Origin of the sequence: Burkholderia sp. IMCC1007 (genome assembly GCF_027257875.1) — a bacterium.
Taxonomy (GTDB): Bacteria; Pseudomonadota; Gammaproteobacteria; order Burkholderiales; family Burkholderiaceae; genus Burkholderia.
On sequence record NZ_JAPVQY010000011.1, the window covers coordinates 112,138 to 129,883 of the forward strand.

Below are 17,746 nucleotides of genomic sequence, written 5' to 3' on the forward strand. Positions count from 1 at the left end.
GTCGCGGGCTCAGCCGTTGCGCAGCGAGCGGAAGATATCGCCGGTATGCACGCCGTAGTCGCCGGCGGCGCGATCGGCGAAGAAGAAGCGCAGGGTCTGGCTGACGGTCGGGAACGCGATCTCGTCCCACGGAATGTCGGCTTCGTCGAACAGCTTGACTTCGAGGCTTTCCTCGCCGGCCTCGTAGGCCGGATCGACGAGCCGTGCCAGGTAGAACAGGTGGACCTGGTGCACGTGCGGTACGTTGAGCAGCGTGAAGAGGTTCTGCACCTCGACGCGCGCACCGGCTTCCTCGAGCGTTTCGCGCGCGGCGGCTTCGGCCGTCGTCTCGCCCATTTCCATGAAGCCTGCCGGCAGCGTCCAGAATCCGTAGCGCGGTTCGATCGCGCGGCGGCACAGCAGCACCTGATCGCCCCAGACCGGCACCGTGCCGACCACGTTACGCGGATTCTGGTAATGGATCGTGCCGCAGTGATCGCAAACGAAGCGCTCGCGGTTGTCGCCTGGAGGAATGCGCGCGATGACTTCGTGACCGCAGACGGAGCAGAATTTCATGTCGAGTGGAAGGGACAAGGTGATGCGAGTGTATCACCGGGGCGGGGCATTCTCGAACGGCCGCGCATGCGTGCCGCATGCTGGGCGAAGCGCAACGGGCAGTGTACGGGATCGTGCGCGGAAAACAAAAAGCCCGGCATTGAGCCGGGCTTTTTGATCGAATCGGGACGTTGGTTGCGGGGGTAGGATTTGAACCTACGACCTTCGGGTTATGAGCCCGACGAGCTGCCAGACTGCTCCACCCCGCGTCCGTCGAAGAATTGAATTATATGGGCTTACCCTGGTGCGTGCAAGCACTTTCTGACAATCGCGTTGCAATCCCTTGTACTTCGCTTGTGGGGCCGGTACGGCACGCGCGTGCGCTAGAATCGAGCGGTTTGCTTGTGTCGTCATTCCCGCAGCGGCGCCGCGCGCGATTGCGTCGGGCCCGTTGCGACCTCACTACTGCATCGACGGATTCATGGACATCGCTTACGATCTGCAATCGATCGGCGCGCAGGAACAGGCGCTCGTGTTTCCCCATTTCGACCCGGCACGTGCGTGGGCGCTCGGCAACCGCATGCATGCGCTCGCGACGTCGCGCGGCCACGCGATCGCGATCGACATCGTCACGTTCGGGCAGCCGCTGTTCTATGCGGCGCTCGCGGGTGCGACGCCCGACAACGCCGACTGGGTGCGCCGCAAGCGCAATGTCGTCGCGCATTTCCGCCGCAGCTCGTATGCGATCGGCCTGCGCATGCAGCAGGCCGGCGCCACGCTCGCCGACAAGCACGGGCTGCCGCTCTCCGAATACTCGCCGCACGGCGGCTCGTTTCCGCTGACCGTGGCGGGCGCGGGCGTGATCGGCTCGATCACCGCATCGGGGCTGCCGCAGCGCGCGGATCACGAGTTCGTCGTCGAAGCGCTCTGCGCCGAGCTCGGGCAGGACTACGCCGTGCTGGCGCTCGCAAGGAGCTGAACGATGCAACTGCCGGGTTACGCTTGGCTCGCGATCGCGATCGTCGCGGAAGTGATCGGCACGTCGGCGCTGCGCGCGGCCGACGGCTTCACGCGCTTCTGGCCTTCGGCGCTCGTCGTGGCCGGTTACGGCATCGCGTTCTACTGTCTGTCGCTCACGCTGCGCACGATGCCGGTCGGCATCATCTATGCAGTGTGGTCGGGCGCCGGGATCGTGCTGATCACGCTCGTCGCGATGCTGCTCTATCGCCAGGTGCCGGACGTGCCGGCGGTAATCGGCCTCGGGCTGATCATTGCGGGCGTCGTGGTGCTGAACCTGTTCTCGAAGATGCAGGCGCACTGAGCGTGCGCCCGCGATACGCCGGATGGCTCACATGACCGATTCCTCTTCCGCTGAATCCGCCCAGCCCGACGTGCGCACGTATGTCGCGAACCGTATCGGGTTTCTCGAACTGAACCGGCCGAAAGCGTTGAATGCGCTGTCGGTCGGGATGATCCGCCTGATGCAGCAGGCGCTCGACGCATGGCGCGACGATCCCGAGGTGGTCGCAGTCGTCGTGCACAGCCCGCACCCGCGCGCGTTCTGCGCGGGCGGCGACGTGCGTTTCTTCCACGACGCGTGGCAACGCGGCGATCGCGATGCGGTCGACACGTTCTTCATCGACGAATACACGCTCAACCATACGATCTTCGCGTATCCGAAGCCGTACATCGCACTGATGCACGGCGTCGTGATGGGCGGCGGCATGGGCATTTCGCAGGCGGCGCGGCATACCGGCGGCCTGCGTGTCGTCACCGATTCGACGAAGATGGCGATGCCCGAAACGCGCATCGGCCTGTTCCCGGACGTCGGGATGAGCTGGTTCCTCGCGCGCACGCCGGGCGCGCTCGGCCGCTATCTCGCGGTGACCGGCGCGACGCTCGACGCGGCCGGCGCACTGTATGCGCAGCTCGCCGACGTTTATCTCCCGGACGCCGTGCTGCCGGCGCTGCTCGACACGCTGCGCAGCGCGCGCATCGACAGCGGTGCGCAGGCCGTCGCGTGCGTGGCCGATGCGGCCGCCGCGCACAAGGTCGTGCCGACGCCCGGCACGTCGGCGCTGGCCGATCCGCACGCGGGGATCGATCGGCATTTCGCGCAACCGGAGATCGGTGCGATCCTCGCGTCGCTCGACGCCGAGCAGGATTGCGCGGCGGTGGACGGATGGGTCGAGAAGGCGACGCACGCGATGCGCAGCCAGTTGTCGCCGCTGTCGATGGCCGTGTCGCTCGAAGTCGTCGAGCGGGCCCGTGGTGCGACGATGGCCGATTGCCTGCGGCGCGATCTCGACCTCACGCGTTCGACGTTCGCGCAGGGCGACGTGATCGAAGGCGTGCGCGCGCTGATCGTCGATAAGGATCACCAGCCGGCCTGGCGTTTCAAGACGACGGCCGACGTCGACCGGGCCGACATGCTCGCGATGTTCGACAGCCCGTGGACGCCCGACACGCATCCGCTGCGCAACCTGAAGGACTGACGCGGCGCGGGATCCGGCCACGAAGTGAAAAGGCCGGCTGCAGATGCAGGCGGCCTTTTCACTTGCGGATGCTGATTCGATTCGGCGGCGGCGGGAAGGAGCCGAGCCGAAGCCGTGCGTCTTACTCGTCGCCGGCGTCGTCCGACATGAAGGCACGCATGAACACGAGCGCACCGAAGCCCCAGACCGCGTTCGTCGCGAAACCGGCCGCGAGCACCGGCATCATGTTGCCCGACGGCCAGATCCCGCGCAGCGGATCGATCGCGAACACGCGCGCGGCCGTCAGCACGATGCCGCCGAACACCAGCGCGCCGATCCACGGCGCTTCGCGTTCCGGCGACACGCGCAGCAGCCACGCCATCGGAACCGCGCAACACGCGCTGATCAACGCGTTCGCGACAAATTCAGGAATGCCGAGCGGCGCGAACGGTTGCGTGGAGAAGCCGGCCGCGGCGATCAGATCGGCCGTGTGCAGCAGCGCGAGGGTGGCTTCGCGAAAGAAGAGGGCGGCCAGGAAGCCGGACAGGAACGGCAGGATGACTTTCTGCATCGATGAGTGCATTGCAGGCGCGGCTGGCCGGAGCCGTCCGCGCGGAGTTATTCGGATTGGTGCGCCATTATAGGGCCCGGCTGCCGCGATATTCGCTGGAGCGTCGTGCTAATCACGAAAGCGGAAAACCTAAGCTCAAAAAAATCGTTCCAAAGCCCTGCACCGATCCCTAGACTGATTTCCCAGAAACAGCCGTGCAATCGCGTACTCGCCCGCTGCACGGCCTGACCGGCGAGCCATCCCGACTCGAACGCACACCATGCATGCGTCGCTCATCCGCGACGCGAGCAGGACCTCGTTTTATCCAAATTCCGGCAAGGACAGTCAAGCAGGAGCAGCAGATGAATGTTTTCTGGTTTATCCCCACGCACGGCGACAGCCGTTACCTCGGCACCGCCGAAGGCGCGCGCGCCGCGGATTACGACTATTTCAAGCAAGTCGCCGTCGCGGCCGATACGCTCGGCTATGACGGCGTGCTGCTGCCGACCGGCCGTTCCTGCGAGGATGCGTGGGTCGTCGCGTCGAGCCTGATTCCGGCGACCCAGCGCCTGAAGTTCCTGGTCGCCGTGCGTCCCGGTATCGCATCGCCCGGGCTGGCGGCGCGGATGGCCGCGACGTTCGACCGGCTGTCGGGCGGCCGCCTGCTGATCAACGTCGTCACGGGCGGCGATGCGGCCGAACTCGAAGGCGACGGCCTGTTCGCCGATCACGACACGCGCTATGAGATCACCGACGATTTCCTGCACATCTGGCGCGGGCTGCTGTCCGCGTCGCACGAGAACGGCGGCTTCGACTACATCGGCAAGCACCTTCAGTCGAAAGGCGGCAAGGCGCTTTATCCGCCCGTGCAGCGTCCGCATCCGCCGCTGTGGTTCGGCGGGTCGTCGCCGGCTGCGCACACGATCGCCGCGGATCACATCGACACCTATCTGACCTGGGGCGAGCCGCCCGAGGCCGTCGCGAAGAAGATCGCGGACATCCGCGCACGTGCGCAAGCGCGCGGCCGCCAGATCAAGTTCGGCATTCGCATGCACGTGATCGTGCGCGAAACCGAGGACGAAGCATGGCGCGATGCCGAGCGCCTGATCAGCCGTCTCGACGACGAAACGATCGCGCGTGCGCAGAAGGCGTTCGCGAACATGGATTCCGAAGGCCAGCGCCGCATGGCTGCGCTGCACGGCGGCAAGCGCGGCGGCCGCGATGCGCTCGAGGTGTATCCGAACCTGTGGGCCGGCGTCGGTCTCGTGCGCGGCGGTGCGGGCACCGCGCTCGTCGGCAATCCCGAGCAGGTCGCGGAACGCATGCGCGAATACGCGGATCTCGGCATCGAGACGTTCATCCTGTCCGGCTATCCGCACCTCGAGGAGTCGTACCGGTTTGCCGAACTCGTGTTCCCGCTGATCAAGGGCAAGGGCGTCGAGAAGGCGGCCGGCCCGCTGTCGGGGCCGTTCGGCGAGATCGTCGGCAACAACTATCTGCCGAAGACGGCCCAGAGCTGAGCGACGGAGGCCTGCGATGACAACGAAGACGTCGACGACGGGCGCCGCCGTGGCCGCCCGCGCATGGCGCGGCGTCGCGCCGTGGCTCGTGCCGCTCGCGTTGCTGGTGGTGTGGGAAGTCGGTGCGCGCACCGGCTGGCTGTCGACCCGCGTGTTGCCCGAGCCCGTCGCGGTCGTGCGTGCCGCATGGTCGCTCGTGACGTCCGGCGAAATGTGGGCGAACGTGAAGGTCAGCACGTGGCGAGCGCTGTTCGGCTTTGCGATCGGTGGCGGCGTCGGCCTCGCGCTGGGGCTCGCGACCGGTCTGTCGAAAGCGGCGGAGGTCGCGCTCGATTCGACGATCCAGATGATCCGCAACATTCCGGCGCTCGCGATGATTCCGCTCGTGATCCTGTGGTTCGGCATCGACGAGAAGGCGAAGCTGTTCCTCGTCGCGCTCGGCGTGTTCTTCCCGGTGTACATCAACACGTATCACGGGATCCGCTCGGTCGACGCGAACCTGATCGAGATGGCGAAGAGCTACGGCGTGCGCGGCTTCGCGCTGTACCGCGACGTGATCCTGCCCGGTGCGTTGCCGTCGATTCTCGTCGGCGTGCGTTTCGCGCTCGGGTTGATGTGGGTGATGCTGATCGTCGCGGAAACGATTTCCGCGCAGTCGGGCATCGGCTACATGACGATGAACGCACGTGAATTCCTGCAAACCGACGTGGTGGTGGTCGGCATCCTGCTGTACGCGGTGCTCGGCAAGCTGGCCGACGTGCTGGCGAAGTGGATCGAGCGCGTGACGCTGCGCTGGCACCCCGCTTATCAATCAGGAGCAAAGGCATGAATGCGACGACTTCCGCGGCCGTCTATGGCCCGCTCGCCGGCGCAGACCTCGAGGCCGAACTGGCGCAGGCGCGCGTGACCGATGGCGACGCGCGAGACGCGGCGATCGTCGACCGGGACGGCAGCGCATCCGTCGTGCCGCTCGCGCGGCGGCGCACCGGCAGCCCCGCACCGGACGATGCGGTGACGCTGTCCGGCGTCAGCAAGCGCTTCGGCGAGCGCACGGTGCTCCACGACGTCGAACTCGGCATCGCGCGCGGCAGTTTCGTCGCGATCGTCGGGCGCAGCGGCTGCGGCAAGTCCACGCTGCTGCGTCTCGTCGCGGGGCTGGAGCAACCGAGCAGCGGAGCGCTCGTGACGCGCGGCGAGGGCGGCGGCGCGCTCGACACGCGGATCATGTACCAGGACGCGCGGCTCTTGCCGTGGAAGACCGTGCTGCAGAACGTGATGCTGGGCCTCGGGCGCGGCGCGCGCGATCAGGCGCGCGCGGTGCTCGACGAAGTCGGCCTGCTCGAGCGCGCGAACGACTGGCCGGCTCAGTTGTCGGGCGGCCAGCGGCAGCGGGTTGCGCTGGCGCGTGCGCTCGTGCACCGGCCGCAGTTGCTGCTGCTCGACGAGCCGCTCGGCGCGCTCGACGCGCTGACCCGCATCGAGATGCATGCGCTGATCGAGCGGTTGTGGCGCGAGCATCGGTTTACCGCGCTGCTCGTCACGCACGACGTGCAGGAAGCCGTCGCGCTCGGCGACCGGATCCTGCTCATCGAGCAGGGCCGTGTCGCGCTCGATCAGCCCGTGCCGCTCGAGCGGCCGCGCGCGCGCGCGTCGGCCGCGTTTGCGGCGCTGGAAGATCATGTGCTGCAACGCGTGCTCGCCGGCGGGCCCGGGGCGGCCGATCAACATGCGGCGCTCGACGTCGATAACGTACGACCGGTCGGGCAGATCCGCTGGGCCGTTTAAATCCGGGCGGCACCCGCCGCTCGTTCTCAGACTTTTTATTCGGAGCGATCAACCCGATGAGCATCACTGCAATCAACGTGCGTAACCAGTTCAAAGGCAAGGTGAAGGAGATCATTCGCGGGCCCGTGGTGTCCGAGGTCGACGTCGAGACGCCGTTCGGCATCGTCACGTCGGTGATCACCACCCGTTCGGTCGACGAACTCGAACTGAAGGTCGGCGCGGAAGTCGTCGCGCTCGTGAAGTCGACCGAAGTCTCGATCGCGCGCCTCTGACTGCGTGCCGCCGCCGTGCGGCGCGGACGGGCCGACCGTTCGTCCGCCCGCGTGGCCGCGGCACCTGGCCGTTCCATCGCGCGTTTGCCGCGGTATTCGATGTCGATATGAAGTGCTACGATGAGACGACACCGATGCCGGAGGCCAACGCATGACCCCCATCCTTTCTCCTGAAGCCATCGAGGCGCTGAAGTGGATCGACCAGTTCGGCGACAGCCGGCCGGTTCCCGCGGCGTTCGACGACGTCGTTTATGCGTTGCTGAACGAAGGGCTGATCTATCAGGCGGCTGCCGACCGCGTCGACCTCACCGCCGACGGCAAATCCGTTTTGTCCAACGAATACGATTGAGCGCACGGCGCGGGCCGCAGGGCGGCCCGGCGCTGCGTCGCCACGGAGCGAGCGATGGAACCGAGAGGCAGCGATCTCGGCGATTTCAGCGAGCCGTACCGCGGCTTCGAGATCGAGGTGAAGACCGAGCAGGTCTGGGACGGCGAGCATGCGCACTACCGCGTGCTGCAAGGCAGTGCCGTGCGGATCGACTGGCGGCTCGTGAAGGTCGACGGTGTGCTGCTGACCGAACGGCGCGTGATCGAACGCGTGCTCGAAGAGGCGCGGCGGGCCGTCGATGCGGAGCTGGGCGAGGGCGGTCAGGCTTAGTCGGGCCGGCTCGGTCGCGTTGCGGTAAAATGCCGGGTTGTTTCCCGCGCCGCTTGCTGCCCCGAATTCCATGTCCGCACCGTCCTCGCTTCCTCCCCGCCGCGTTTCCGTGGCGCCCATGCTCGACTGGACCGACCGTCATTGCCGCTCGTTCCATCGCACGCTGACGCGCGACACGTGGCTGTATACGGAAATGATCACGACGGGCGCGCTGCTGTTCGGTGACGCCCAGCGGCATCTCGCGTTCACGCCGAACGAATCGCCGGTCGCGCTGCAGCTCGGCGGCAGCGAGCGGGACGATCTCGCGCGCGCGGCGAAGCTCGGCGAGCAGTGGGGTTATGACGAGATCAACCTGAATTGCGGATGCCCGTCCGAGCGTGTGCAGCGTGGTGCGTTCGGCGCGTGCCTGATGAACGAGCCGCAACTGGTGGCCGACTGCGTGAAGGCGATGCGCGATGCGGTGTCGGTGCCGGTGACGGTCAAGCACCGGATCGGCGTCGACGCGGTAGAAGACTATGCGTTCGTGCGTGACTTCGTGGGCACGGTTGCGCAAGCGGGCTGCGAGACGTTCGTCGTACACGCGCGCAATGCGATCCTCAAGGGGCTGTCGCCGAAGGAGAACCGCGAGATCCCGCCGCTCAAGTACGACTATGCGTATCAACTGAAGCGCGATTTCCCGTCGCTGGAAATCGTGATCAACGGCGGGATCAAGACGCTCGACGAAGTCGCGCTGCATCTCGCGCACGTCGACGGCGTGATGCTCGGGCGTGAGGCGTATCACAACCCGTATGTGCTCGCGGAAGTCGATGCGCGCTTCTACGGGTCGACCGCGGCGGTACCGACGCGTGAAGAGGCCGAAGCGCAACTGATCGAATACTGCGCGGCGGAGCTGAAGCGCGGCACGTATCTCGGCGCGATCGTCCGGCATGCGCTGGGGTTGTACCGTGGCGTCGCCGGGGCACGCGGCTGGCGTCGTGTGCTGTCCGACAACAAGAAGCTCGCGCGTGGCGATCTGGCCGTCTTCGACGAGGCGCGCACGCATCTGAACGACGCCCTCGAAAATTTTAAAAAAAATGCTTTGCAAGACGGAAAAGTCTTCGTATAATCTTGTTCTTCGCTGCTGAACACGAAACGAAACAGCGAAGAAACAAAGCAGTATCAGTGGTGGCTGTAGCTCAGTTGGTAGAGTCCAGGATTGTGATTCCTGTCGTCGTGGGTTCGAGTCCCATCAGCCACCCCAAAGAATTCCAAGCGGTATCAAGTAGTTAGAAACGGCACTGTTCGAAAAGACAGTGCCGTTTTTGTTTTGGGATTCCCGAATCGGGAATTACATGCCGCGTGCTTTACGATTCTCGTGCGATCGTACGCGCGCGCAGTCGTCGCCGGATTCGCATGCGGCACCAGCACCCGAATCGAGGCCGCTCGCAGGGAGCGTGATTCTGTGTGTGTCCTTATGGTCGACGGCGGGATGTGTGACAACATCCCAGTCAGCGACCTGACGGTCGATGGCCTTCCGCGCATCGGGATCTATCTCGAGTGCGACGACGTGCTACTTTCGTCGGGCACATACGGAATCGGTGCGCTGGCACCTCGGATGATCGACATCATGCTCGCCTATGAGGATTCGCTGGTCTCGCTCGACACGGTCAGTGGCGCGATCATCGTGCGCGTGCCGACCAGCTACGCCAGCTCGTTTGATCGCCACATCGCTGTCGCGACGCTAAGCGTCTCTACAACGACGGGTGTTGCTTCACCACGTCAGCGCTCAAGGACCGAGCGCGCATTCAATCGAACGTAGTGGCTGGCGACTTGTCTCGAATCGAATTCGACCACGAATAGATCCGTTCCCGGCATGGCTTCTCGATGAGCATATGCATCGCCTGAGCCGCGAAGTAGGATACGAGAATGAATGTGCTGCCAAGAAGAGCGGGGTGAGTCGTATGGAGCGCTAGATAATTGAGCGGCACGCGAAAGATGCCATGCGTTAAATACACCGAATACGATACCTCGCCAAGCCACTGAAATGGACGCAGTGAAAATAATCGTGCTACAGGGCCACTGTCATGGGATAGTGAGGCAACGAGGATGGCAAAGGCGCACGGAGCGCCAAACGCAGCGACCGAAAGACTCACGCCCCTATATGCTCTGGCGCATAGCAACATTATGGCGACTGCAATGGCAAGCGCGAGCCATTGCGTTAAAGGGCGTTCCAACGAGGATAGGAACGGTTTGTCCCGATAATATGCCATTATCGATCCGAGAAAGAAGCCAGCGAAGCATCGAGCCCATCCGTAGCCAACGAACAGGTCAAAGCAGCCGCCATCAGAGATGCACGATGTCTTAACGATTGAGGCGACTATCGCGGCGACATATCCGACAATAGCCAATGCGCTAAATATAGCGACGCGAATACGGCCATGCACTGTTACGCATAATGCGGCGAACAGCATATAGACGAAAAACTCACAGCTAGTCGACCATGTGACGGGCAGTCCTACTACGCGATAGTAAATCGGCATACCCTGAGTCATTGTTACCACAGCGAAGATATCGGCTGGAGTAGCGGACGGAGGATTCGCGGTGACGAGGTATCCAAATGACCGTATGCAACCGTTCAGGACGGCATACATCGCAACACTGGCAACAAGCTGCGCAGGATAGAGACGCCCGAAGCGACGAATCATGAAGGTGCGCCACGAAGCACCATCCGAGATGCGGTCGCCATATGCTGTCGCAATTACGAAGCCGGAAAGCACGAAAAACAGATCGACCGCCAGATAGCCGCCTTCAAACCAATGCGCGCCGGGGAAAGCAAACTGGATATGGAAGATTACGACGAGGAGCGCCGCACACCCGCGCAGTCCCTCAAGACTCGCAATTGTTTTTTTCATGCGGTCCCCGCCCGAATGGTAGTGATTCCCCGTTGATCATTGGGTTATAGGGGAAAAGCGAACTGCGCTCAATTCGGGTAGGGAAAGCCACTAGATGCCGTCTGGGTGCACAAGTTCCCAGCGCGGCGCATCTCTTCATGCAACAGGTGATAAAACCTGTGGAAATGACCGAGTGCGCCCCCAAAGACGCCGCGATCAGTACCGGCGTCGGCCGGAGTCTTCCAGCCCATGATTTTCTCCAGCGACATCCTGAGCGTGACAATCTCGCGGATCAGGCGCCGCACCTCCGGGTCGCGATTGCTGCGCCACGCCTTTTTTCGTGGTTCCCCGTACCGCGCCCGGGTATAGAGCAAAGGCGGCGCGCCTCACCATTTCCGTAGGAAAGCCACGCCATCAATCTGACTGGCGCAGTTTCGTCGTGAAGGTGAAGGAGGCGGCCGGCGTGTTGACCGGAGTGATACGATCGATCCCGTTCGATACAAAAAGGGAACGCTCGTGTCGACTATCGCCAATCTGATGAACACCGCCATCGTCGATGTTGAGTTGCTGCGAACACTGGATGCCAACGGTGACGATTTTGGTATTCCCCGTGACGTCGAGTTTTTGATGCGAGGGCCTTCAGCCGAGAAGGCTTCCATCGTCGCGGGCTTCATTGACGACTATCAATACGGACGAGCCACGGTCGATCAATCGGGAGACGAGCATCGGGTATTGGTCTGATAAACATGCCGATTCAACAACACAACGTCTTGTCGGTCGCTGGTTTCATGGCGTGCATCAGCTTGCTGTACGGACTGCATTATGACGGGTGGGGATGCATAGCCCAGAAGTATTCGCGATTCGTCGAACCTGCATTCGTTCGTGATCCGCAATGCAAAGCGGTGGCCATAAAACGATCATCGACACGCAAATTGGCGGAATAGAACCGCGATGTGGCGCAAACCGCCAACGCTTTACAAGCTTACATTCGTGTAATCTATCGACTTCCTCGTGCCCGCAGCTTTGCAGGGCCGTTCAGTCCCGACCACCCGGAAGGCGTCGGGACATTTTTTTGCTGCGCCGTATCGCGCGATTCGTGATTCAACCCGGCGTTGAAATATCGCGATTGCTACACTTTCCCGACCACGATCACTCAACGGGAATCACCCCGCATGCCGGAAAACCGAACCGTCAGCCTGCGCAGCGCGACACCACACGATGCTGAACCCATTGCACGCTTGCACACGCTGAGCTGGCAGCGCGCGTATAGCCATATTCTTCCGGCGGCCTATCTGTCCGACGACGCGCCGACCGAACACGCGACCCGCTGGCGACATTATTTCGATCGCGACGAAGCGGAGTGGGGCCTTGTGCTGGTCGCGGAATCGGATGGCGTCCTGGTGGGTTTCGTAAGTGCTGAAAGGCCGGTCGATTCGGCGCGCGGCGTTCTGCTCGATTGCCTTCACGTCCATCCGGACCATCACGGGAGCGGTACGGGAAAACGCATGATCGAAGCCGTTCGCGCGTGGGCCCGAAATATCGGCTCGAGCAGGGTTCATCTGTCCGTGCTCGACGACAATGTCCGCGCGATTGGTTTCTACGAACACAACGGCTGGCAATTGCTCACTGTCGAAACGAGCCACATCGGCCGGACCGAGGTTACCGACCGGGTCTATGTGATCGAGGCGTAAAGCGGGAGACTGCCCGACAGCGCGACCGGGCATCGAACCGCTGCACGCTATATGTCCTTCCCGGAAAAGCCGCCGCCCGCCTTCGGTTACTCGCCGCAATAACGCACGAGCAAATCGGCCTCGGTTTCATGCACTTCGACGGGCAAGCTCGTCGCCCCGGCGTACGCGAGATAGCGCGCACGATGCTGACCGTTGCGGAACGACGCGACGCCGATTTTCGACAGGCCCGGGATGCCGAGCAGCGTTCGCGTTCTTATCTCGCGAAACGTGATGAACGGCATGTCCGGAATCCTCGCCTCGTCCGGGTCGAGGAATTCGCGGATGCCGGCAGCCTTGCCGGGCGCCCAGTACTGCACCGACGGCAGCACATAGTCGGTCGTGTCGCGGTCGGCGCAGGCCAGCAGTTTCCGCAGGTCGACCGTCACGACACGATGTCGCGAATCGTCGGATGCGAACACCCGCTTCAGATGCGTATAGGCATAGGCGGCGTGCCCGGGAAGCTGGATGATCCAGACCTCCACGCCGTCCTGTTGTGCCCGAGCGACTGTCATTATTTCCTCTGATGGCGCATGCCGTTTTTTACGGTTCGAGTGTAGCAGCGCAATCACGACCACGGCCGCGTAGCAGACGGATACCCGGAATACGAGCGGCGAATCGTGTGTGACCGAACGGCACAACGAACCGGTCACGAAGCAACTGCTTGAACGGTCCGATCATGCGTATTCAGTCGACATCGGCAGCTTGCGAGAATATCGCGATACTGCCGATTGGAATGGAGCGCGCTACGAAAGTCACACAAGATTCACGCAGCGCGTGAAAGCGGACAAGCGATGGGCCGCGCGTCAGCTGGGACGCGAGAAATATCACGACATCTTCTACTCGCCCACGCATCTCGGCGCCGCGTTCGCACCGGCCGCCGCTGTTGCATTTGCGCCCGTAACGCAATTCGGGCAGCACACGGCCTTTCCGGTTGAAAGGGTGAGTTGCCGCACAGACGATTGCACGGACGGCGATTCACAATCTGACCGGTTGACCGATCTACCCCGGCCCGGTCAACCGTTTCCCCGCTCGCTCGCGCAGGAGCGGGGCTTTTTGGCCGCCCGACGCATGCACGCCGCGTCGGCGGAACCGGACAGGCGTTCGGCAGGCCGCGTTTCGCGCCCCGGCATCCGTTCGCCTGCTCCACATGAATCGCTTTCCTCGTGTCCAAGCGGCCGCTTGGGCCCATCACCGGTCTGGGCCGGTGATGCCTTGATCCCGGCGGCGCATCACGGCGCTGCCGGGATGCTTTTTGTCCCGAGCCTGTCTGGATCCAACTACGTGCAACGCGTATTGCCGCCGGCTCAGCCAGCCTGCTCGACGCTGGTTTCCCACCCGTCGTATTCGCCGCCGAGCGAGCGCACTTCGCGATTGATCGCGAGCGTATGGTGCGTGATGTCGGCCAGCGTCGTCGCGCCTTCGTGTGCAAACCGCACGGCCGATTTGCCGTCCTCCGTCGGTGCGACCGATTCGACCAGATAGCCTTTCGCCTCGGCCCAGTCGGCGAACTGATGCGCGTCGCTCGGCTCCGGGAAGTATGCCCAGTGCACCACGCGCCGGCTCACGTCGCTCACGTCGCCTTGCTGCCGCAGCGCTTCGAGCACGCGCATGTCGCGCATCAACTGCCAGTCGTCATCGGTCGGGTAGAGCGTGCGCCAGTACGTCTCCTTGTCCGGATCGTCCTGGTACGCGTACTGAAGCGCGTAGGTCGTCTGGTCGGCCAGCGAGTCGACGATCTCGGTCGCGGCTGCCTCGTCGAACGGTACGTAGAACATGAAATCCTGATTGCCGTCGACGGTGATGCGGCCAACCTGTACCCCGTCTCTCGCAAGCACGGCGGCATCGAGCAGGTCCTCGATCCTGGTGAGATCGGCGAACTCGTCGCCGCTCGGCAGGCCGTCGGGCGTCGGATGCGCGAGCGTGACGCGCACGCTGAGCAGCGCCGTGCGCGGATCGCTTTCGGCGATTTCCGCGTAGCTGTGATTGAAGCTGATGAAGGCCTGATGGTCGCCCATTCTGGCAGGGAAGGTTCCCCAGGCGTCGGTCATGTGTTTCTCCCGTGCACGATTGTCTGTTGACGGTTGCAAAGCGTCCCAATGTATCATCGAAAATCGCGTTGGCCGACGATGCGCGCATGATCGTGAGCCCCGGGATCCCGACCCAATCGAGTCCGAGCGGTCGCGCATGGCCATCGCGTTTCATGGTTCGGCGCTCGCGCACGTTGCGCAAGACGGCCGAGCGGCCTGATCGCATCGCGCCAGTATCCAGAACGACCGGACTACGAGACGGTGCGGTGACGATTTCTCGTGGCTGATCGGGCAGGCAATACATGCGAGTCCGACGCACGCAACTCGACGCGCGGTGCGCGGCGGGCCGCAACAATTTCGAAGGAGACTGCGATGTCGATGTTTGCGGTGAATGGTGTCCGAATCGATCCGCGCAGCGCGCGGGTGACGCACGTGCGCTGGGCGGCCGTCAATCCGGCCGACCGGTCATGGGCCGCGACGCCGAGCGAAGCAGCGGTGGCGGAGGTGGCGCACGCGCTCGCGTCCGGCAACGACGTTCACGCAGTGTTCGACGAAGTCGACGGAACGGCGGTGGGACCGAAACTGAAGCGCGTGCTGTATCGAGACGCGTCTGAAGGTATCGAGCTCGACGTCGATGTGACGAACGAGTCGCGTACGCTGCGGGATCTTCCGCAAATCTGAACGGCGAAACGGCGGATCGTTGCAATTGCCGGCGCATGCGGTGCCGACGCACGCGAACACTCGCGCATTCGCCGCGCGCCAGGGTGCCGGGCGGCGTGATGCTGCCGATCAACCGGTTTGCCGATTTTCCGCTCGACGCGGTTGCCGCGTTGCTGGAGGCGTGCCGTCGGCAGTTCGGGAGGCCGGAAGATTACGCCCGTCAAGTGGACTGATTCCGGGGCGTAGACGATCCGGTCGCCCCTTCGGCGGGTGGGGCAAAAAAATGTCGTCACGCATGTCGATTTCCGTCGGGCTCGGCCGTCGTAGGTTCGGAGGCGTGCGCATCGTGCGTGCGTCCGCAAACCGACTGAAGGAGCGACACCCATGGCCACGTCCGTCAACCCGATCCCCGAAGGGATGCGTACGCTGACGCCGCATCTGATCTGCGCCGGCGCCGCAGCAGCAATCGACTTCTACAAACGTGCGTTCAACGCGACCGAGCGGTTCCGCCTGCCGGCGCCCGACGGCCGCCTCGCGCACGCATGCCTCGCCATCGGCGATTCGACACTGATGCTGGTGGATGAAATGCCCGAGCACGGCGCGCTGGGGCCGAAGACGCTGAAAGGCACGCCGGTGTGCCTGCACCTGTTCGTGCCGGACGTCGACGCGGCGATCGCACAGGCTGTTGCGGCCGGCGCGACGGTCAAGATGCCGGCCGCCGACATGTTCTGGGGCGATCGCTATGGGCAGGTCGAGGATCCGTTCGGCCATCGCTGGTCGATCGCCACGCACCAGCGCGATCTGACGCCCGAACAGATCGCGGACGCGATGGCGAGTGCGCCGCCGTGCGGGGGCTGATCGAACCGGACAAATCGCGCTGAATGGAAAGCCGGCGCGGCGGTACAAGCCGGCGGGCGGTTCGTTGGTGTTCAGTCGCCGGCGGCCTTGCGGCGCTGCTTGTTCTCGTACATCCGGCGATCGGCCGACTCGAGCAGGTCGCCCACCGTGCGATGCCGCGCGGGATCGGATGTGACGTGGCCGACGCTGAAGCGGATCGCATAGCCGCGGGCATCGGCCGCGTTGCGCAGCGCGAGCGCCTGCGTGACGCGCTCGATCGGCTCGCCGACGTCGGCCGGATCGGTGGCGCTCAGCAACACGACGAACTCGTCGCCGCCGAGCCGGGCGATCACGTCGCTGTCGCGCAGCGCGCGCGTCAGCGTTTCGGCGAACGCCTCGAGCGCGCGGTCGCCTTCGGCGTGGCCGAAGCGATCGTTGATCGACGAACACCAGCGGTCTGGATGCGTCGCGACGCTGCGTCGGACTGTGTGACCGGTGGTCGGCGCCTCAAGCTATGCGGTGCGATGCCGTAAAACAGAGCGAGATCAATGATTCATCTATCGCACCATGACTCGAATTCTGTACGCGGGGTATCTCGCATGTGCGCTGTGCTTGCTTTACCCGATGATCCACAACACGTTGAACCTCAGCATGGAGTGCGTGCTGAGCGCACTGCCGGGCGGCGAACGCGACATGTCGCCACGTACGGCGAGCGATGCGTCGACTCAGGTCAGCCGGTGCGCCGCCGATGCACGACCTGCGGCGCGATCGCCCGACATCCATTGACTTCGCGGATCGCCACGACTCGAGCTCCGGTGTGCCGGCCATTCGGCCAGGTTGATCGGCACGCGACGCACGCCGATCATTGACGTCATCGCGAGCGGATTCCGCATGACGCCGGCAGTCGCCGCGCCGCACGCGAACGGCGCTTGCGATTCGTGTGCGTGCGATGCGTCAGTAGGAGGAGCGGTACGGCGTGCCCTGGTCGAAGCGGCTTTGCCAGTGCGTGAGGTAGCGCGATGCGAGCTGCGGATTGTTCCACACGACGATGACGTTCTCGGAGTTTCGGCTTGCCGCCGAAGCGCTGTAGTTGAACGAACCGGTCTCGACGTGTTCGGCGTCGATCACGAGGTACTTGTCGTGGTGAATCGCGTAGGCATCGATCGTGCGCGTCGGAATGCCCGCGTTGACGAGCAGGTTCAGCGCCTGCTTGCTGCTCTTCGCACGATTGCCCTTGTCGTCCACGACGACCGCGACATTCACGCCGCGTTTCTTGGCGGCGAGCAGCGCGCGCGTGACGGGCGGCGACGTGAACGAGTAGGCGGCCACGCGAATCGAGCTGCGCGCGGCACCGATTGCCTTCAGCACGAGCGCTTCCGCACCGTCATCGGGGGAGAACGCCGATTCGACGGCTTGCGTGGCCGGCGCTTCATGTGTCGGGGCCGGCAGCAGTTGCGCGATGTAGTCGAACGCCTGCTGCAACAGCGATTCGCTGTGCGTCTTGCCGAACGCGGCGAACGGTGTGGCGAGCAGGGAGGCAGCGAGGCAGGCGGCGGCGAGGCGATTGCGCGACAACATCTTGGACAGCGAATAATTTCGAGACAGCGGGCCGTGAGTGTAACGCAGACGTGGCGGCGCGGTCACGCCCGAACGCGAATAGCCGCGTCGCGTTGCGTTGCGCCGCGTCGTGGCGTGCCGCGTGCCGCGCGCCGCGCGCCGACGCAACGATGTTCGTGACGTCGAGCGATCCCTATACGGAGTCGATGATCGCGCCGATCGATTGATGGCGGTGAAGAACGCGTGCGTACGCACGAGGATCGCGCACGATC

The 17,746-nt window shown here is 64.1% G+C and carries 24 protein-coding genes, 2 tRNA genes and 1 pseudogene; 18 read left to right on the forward strand and 9 right to left on the reverse strand.

The genetic code is table 11. From position 1 onward, the window contains the following. Positions 1-9: 9 nt before the first annotated feature. Positions 10-555 carry an NUDIX hydrolase gene (locus O1Q03_RS13435; RefSeq protein WP_098556944.1) on the reverse strand — a complete coding sequence of 182 codons (546 nt, stop codon included), beginning with the start codon at positions 553-555 and terminating at the stop codon, positions 10-12. Positions 556-726: 171 nt separating this feature from the next. Then, a tRNA-Met gene (locus O1Q03_RS13440) sits at positions 727-803 on the reverse strand. Positions 804-1,015: 212 nt separating this feature from the next. On the opposite strand from O1Q03_RS13440, the gene O1Q03_RS13445 reads away from it, so the two are divergent. The 3 genes from O1Q03_RS13445 to O1Q03_RS13455 are packed head-to-tail and all read left to right on the forward strand — an operon-like array spanning position 1,016 to position 3,029. Next, positions 1,016-1,513, forward strand: a complete 498-nt coding sequence (locus O1Q03_RS13445; RefSeq protein ID WP_269504021.1) for a heme-degrading domain-containing protein — start codon at positions 1,016-1,018, stop codon at positions 1,511-1,513. A 9-nt stretch (positions 1,514-1,522) separates the two neighbouring features. Further along, positions 1,523-1,855, forward strand: a complete 333-nt coding sequence (locus O1Q03_RS13450; protein WP_442865785.1) for a DMT family transporter — start codon at positions 1,523-1,525, stop codon at positions 1,853-1,855. A gap of 22 nt (positions 1,856-1,877) precedes the next feature. After that, the gene (locus tag O1Q03_RS13455; RefSeq protein WP_442865784.1) at positions 1,878-3,029 is read left to right on the forward strand and encodes an enoyl-CoA hydratase/isomerase family protein; all 1,152 of its coding nucleotides are present in this window, start codon (positions 1,878-1,880) and stop codon (positions 3,027-3,029) included. Positions 3,030-3,150: 121 nt separating this feature from the next. Here the strand turns inward: O1Q03_RS13455 and O1Q03_RS13460 are convergent, their stop codons facing one another. Next, the gene (locus O1Q03_RS13460) at positions 3,151-3,579 is read right to left on the reverse strand and encodes a hypothetical protein (RefSeq protein WP_269504024.1); all 429 of its coding nucleotides are present in this window, start codon (positions 3,577-3,579) and stop codon (positions 3,151-3,153) included. 341 nt (positions 3,580-3,920) lie between these two features. On the opposite strand from O1Q03_RS13460, the gene ssuD reads away from it, so the two are divergent. The 9 genes from ssuD (at position 3,921) to O1Q03_RS13505 (ending at position 9,591) form a co-directional block, all read left to right on the forward strand. After that, entirely contained in the window at positions 3,921-5,078 is a 1,158-nt protein-coding gene (gene ssuD / locus O1Q03_RS13465) for an FMNH2-dependent alkanesulfonate monooxygenase (protein ID WP_269504025.1), read from the forward strand. Between the two features lie 16 nt (positions 5,079-5,094). Continuing rightward, a complete protein-coding gene (gene ssuC / locus O1Q03_RS13470; RefSeq protein WP_012328410.1) occupies positions 5,095-5,907 on the forward strand; it encodes an aliphatic sulfonate ABC transporter permease SsuC in 813 nt (270 codons plus the stop codon). Then, the gene (locus O1Q03_RS13475; protein WP_269504026.1) at positions 5,904-6,863 is read left to right on the forward strand and encodes an ATP-binding cassette domain-containing protein; all 960 of its coding nucleotides are present in this window, start codon (positions 5,904-5,906) and stop codon (positions 6,861-6,863) included. The genes ssuC and O1Q03_RS13475 overlap by 4 nt, the downstream gene beginning before the upstream one ends. A gap of 56 nt (positions 6,864-6,919) precedes the next feature. Continuing rightward, positions 6,920-7,135 (forward strand): TOBE domain-containing protein, encoded by a 216-nt coding sequence (locus O1Q03_RS13480; protein ID WP_006400187.1) that lies wholly within the window; start codon positions 6,920-6,922, stop codon positions 7,133-7,135. 151 nt (positions 7,136-7,286) lie between these two features. Further along, the gene (locus O1Q03_RS13485; RefSeq protein ID WP_151063564.1) at positions 7,287-7,484 is read left to right on the forward strand and encodes a hypothetical protein; all 198 of its coding nucleotides are present in this window, start codon (positions 7,287-7,289) and stop codon (positions 7,482-7,484) included. Between the two features lie 54 nt (positions 7,485-7,538). Next, positions 7,539-7,793 carry a hypothetical protein gene (locus O1Q03_RS13490; RefSeq protein WP_175777596.1) on the forward strand — a complete coding sequence of 85 codons (255 nt, stop codon included), beginning with the start codon at positions 7,539-7,541 and terminating at the stop codon, positions 7,791-7,793. Between the two features lie 118 nt (positions 7,794-7,911). Further along, positions 7,912-8,898, forward strand: a complete 987-nt coding sequence (gene dusA / locus O1Q03_RS13495; protein WP_269504030.1) for a tRNA dihydrouridine(20/20a) synthase DusA — start codon at positions 7,912-7,914, stop codon at positions 8,896-8,898. Positions 8,899-8,957: 59 nt separating this feature from the next. Then, positions 8,958-9,033 (forward strand) — tRNA-His (locus O1Q03_RS13500). 228 nt (positions 9,034-9,261) lie between these two features. Then, the gene (locus tag O1Q03_RS13505) at positions 9,262-9,591 is read left to right on the forward strand and encodes a hypothetical protein (RefSeq protein ID WP_269504031.1); all 330 of its coding nucleotides are present in this window, start codon (positions 9,262-9,264) and stop codon (positions 9,589-9,591) included. Here O1Q03_RS13505 and O1Q03_RS13510 read toward each other — a convergent pair. Both O1Q03_RS13510 and O1Q03_RS13515 read right to left on the reverse strand, forming a co-directional pair. Then, positions 9,578-10,684, reverse strand: a complete 1,107-nt coding sequence (locus tag O1Q03_RS13510; RefSeq protein WP_269504032.1) for an acyltransferase family protein — start codon at positions 10,682-10,684, stop codon at positions 9,578-9,580. The genes O1Q03_RS13505 and O1Q03_RS13510 overlap by 14 nt on opposite strands. A gap of 68 nt (positions 10,685-10,752) precedes the next feature. Then, the gene (locus O1Q03_RS13515; protein ID WP_269504033.1) at positions 10,753-11,037 is read right to left on the reverse strand and encodes a hypothetical protein; all 285 of its coding nucleotides are present in this window, start codon (positions 11,035-11,037) and stop codon (positions 10,753-10,755) included. A gap of 142 nt (positions 11,038-11,179) precedes the next feature. On the opposite strand from O1Q03_RS13515, the gene O1Q03_RS13520 reads away from it, so the two are divergent. Together O1Q03_RS13520 and O1Q03_RS13525 are read left to right on the forward strand one after the other, a co-directional pair. After that, entirely contained in the window at positions 11,180-11,404 is a 225-nt protein-coding gene (locus O1Q03_RS13520) for a hypothetical protein (RefSeq protein WP_269504034.1), read from the forward strand. Between the two features lie 431 nt (positions 11,405-11,835). Then, positions 11,836-12,354 (forward strand): GNAT family N-acetyltransferase, encoded by a 519-nt coding sequence (locus O1Q03_RS13525; RefSeq protein ID WP_269504035.1) that lies wholly within the window; start codon positions 11,836-11,838, stop codon positions 12,352-12,354. 86 nt (positions 12,355-12,440) lie between these two features. Here O1Q03_RS13525 and O1Q03_RS13530 read toward each other — a convergent pair whose 3' ends face one another. Both O1Q03_RS13530 and O1Q03_RS13535 read right to left on the reverse strand, forming a co-directional pair. After that, positions 12,441-12,905, reverse strand: a complete 465-nt coding sequence (locus tag O1Q03_RS13530) for a plasmid fertility inhibition factor family protein (RefSeq protein WP_269504078.1) — start codon at positions 12,903-12,905, stop codon at positions 12,441-12,443. 792 nt (positions 12,906-13,697) lie between these two features. Then, entirely contained in the window at positions 13,698-14,441 is a 744-nt protein-coding gene (locus tag O1Q03_RS13535; protein ID WP_269504036.1) for a DUF695 domain-containing protein, read from the reverse strand. 351 nt (positions 14,442-14,792) lie between these two features. Here O1Q03_RS13535 and O1Q03_RS13540 point away from each other — a divergent pair, with 351 nt between their 5' ends. The 3 genes and pseudogenes from O1Q03_RS13540 (at position 14,793) to O1Q03_RS13550 (ending at position 15,938) form a co-directional block, all read left to right on the forward strand. Next, entirely contained in the window at positions 14,793-15,101 is a 309-nt protein-coding gene (locus tag O1Q03_RS13540) for a phosphatidylserine/phosphatidylglycerophosphate/cardiolipin synthase (protein ID WP_269504037.1), read from the forward strand. Between the two features lie 62 nt (positions 15,102-15,163). Next, positions 15,164-15,313: pseudogene (locus O1Q03_RS13545) on the forward strand (aspartyl-tRNA synthetase); the annotation flags it as partial. A 151-nt stretch (positions 15,314-15,464) separates the two neighbouring features. Next, positions 15,465-15,938 carry a VOC family protein gene (locus O1Q03_RS13550; RefSeq protein WP_269504038.1) on the forward strand — a complete coding sequence of 158 codons (474 nt, stop codon included), beginning with the start codon at positions 15,465-15,467 and terminating at the stop codon, positions 15,936-15,938. Between the two features lie 71 nt (positions 15,939-16,009). Here the strand turns inward: O1Q03_RS13550 and O1Q03_RS13555 are convergent, their stop codons facing one another. Continuing rightward, on the reverse strand, positions 16,010-16,357 hold the full coding sequence (locus tag O1Q03_RS13555; RefSeq protein WP_269504079.1) for a GGDEF domain-containing protein: 348 nt from the start codon (positions 16,355-16,357) through the stop codon (positions 16,010-16,012). Positions 16,358-16,484: 127 nt separating this feature from the next. Here O1Q03_RS13555 and O1Q03_RS13560 point away from each other — a divergent pair, with 127 nt between their 5' ends. After that, complete coding sequence (locus O1Q03_RS13560) at positions 16,485-16,703, forward strand: hypothetical protein (protein WP_269504040.1); 219 nt, start codon at positions 16,485-16,487, stop codon at positions 16,701-16,703. Positions 16,704-16,871: 168 nt separating this feature from the next. On the opposite strand, the gene O1Q03_RS13565 is transcribed toward O1Q03_RS13560, so the two are convergent. Next, positions 16,872-17,495: a phospholipase D family nuclease gene (locus tag O1Q03_RS13565; RefSeq protein ID WP_332112530.1), complete on the reverse strand. Its 624-nt coding sequence runs from the start codon at positions 17,493-17,495 to the stop codon at positions 16,872-16,874. Between the last annotated feature and the right edge of the window lie 251 nt (positions 17,496-17,746).

Coding starts and splice junctions, on each gene's coding strand:
- O1Q03_RS13560 (WP_269504040.1), top strand. CDS start 16,485: ATGACTCGAATTCTGTACGCGGGGTATCTCGCATGTGCGCTGTGCTTG.
- O1Q03_RS13455 (WP_442865784.1), top strand. CDS start 1,878: ATGGCTCACATGACCGATTCCTCTTCCGCTGAATCCGCCCAGCCCGAC.
- O1Q03_RS13460 (WP_269504024.1), bottom strand. CDS start 3,579: ATGCAGAAAGTCATCCTGCCGTTCCTGTCCGGCTTCCTGGCCGCCCTC.
- O1Q03_RS13445 (WP_269504021.1), top strand. CDS start 1,016: ATGGACATCGCTTACGATCTGCAATCGATCGGCGCGCAGGAACAGGCG.
- O1Q03_RS13475 (WP_269504026.1), top strand. CDS start 5,904: ATGAATGCGACGACTTCCGCGGCCGTCTATGGCCCGCTCGCCGGCGCA.
- O1Q03_RS13490 (WP_175777596.1), top strand. CDS start 7,539: ATGGAACCGAGAGGCAGCGATCTCGGCGATTTCAGCGAGCCGTACCGC.
- O1Q03_RS13540 (WP_269504037.1), top strand. CDS start 14,793: ATGTCGATGTTTGCGGTGAATGGTGTCCGAATCGATCCGCGCAGCGCG.
- O1Q03_RS13510 (WP_269504032.1), bottom strand. CDS start 10,684: ATGAAAAAAACAATTGCGAGTCTTGAGGGACTGCGCGGGTGTGCGGCG.
- O1Q03_RS13535 (WP_269504036.1), bottom strand. CDS start 14,441: ATGACCGACGCCTGGGGAACCTTCCCTGCCAGAATGGGCGACCATCAG.
- O1Q03_RS13530 (WP_269504078.1), bottom strand. CDS start 12,905: ATGACAGTCGCTCGGGCACAACAGGACGGCGTGGAGGTCTGGATCATC.
- O1Q03_RS13525 (WP_269504035.1), top strand. CDS start 11,836: ATGCCGGAAAACCGAACCGTCAGCCTGCGCAGCGCGACACCACACGAT.
- dusA (WP_269504030.1), top strand. CDS start 7,912: ATGCTCGACTGGACCGACCGTCATTGCCGCTCGTTCCATCGCACGCTG.
- O1Q03_RS13485 (WP_151063564.1), top strand. CDS start 7,287: ATGACCCCCATCCTTTCTCCTGAAGCCATCGAGGCGCTGAAGTGGATC.
- O1Q03_RS13480 (WP_006400187.1), top strand. CDS start 6,920: ATGAGCATCACTGCAATCAACGTGCGTAACCAGTTCAAAGGCAAGGTG.
- O1Q03_RS13550 (WP_269504038.1), top strand. CDS start 15,465: ATGGCCACGTCCGTCAACCCGATCCCCGAAGGGATGCGTACGCTGACG.
- O1Q03_RS13435 (WP_098556944.1), bottom strand. CDS start 555: ATGAAATTCTGCTCCGTCTGCGGTCACGAAGTCATCGCGCGCATTCCT.
- O1Q03_RS13565 (WP_332112530.1), bottom strand. CDS start 17,495: ATGTTGTCGCGCAATCGCCTCGCCGCCGCCTGCCTCGCTGCCTCCCTG.
- ssuD (WP_269504025.1), top strand. CDS start 3,921: ATGAATGTTTTCTGGTTTATCCCCACGCACGGCGACAGCCGTTACCTC.
- ssuC (WP_012328410.1), top strand. CDS start 5,095: ATGACAACGAAGACGTCGACGACGGGCGCCGCCGTGGCCGCCCGCGCA.
- O1Q03_RS13505 (WP_269504031.1), top strand. CDS start 9,262: ATGTGTGACAACATCCCAGTCAGCGACCTGACGGTCGATGGCCTTCCG.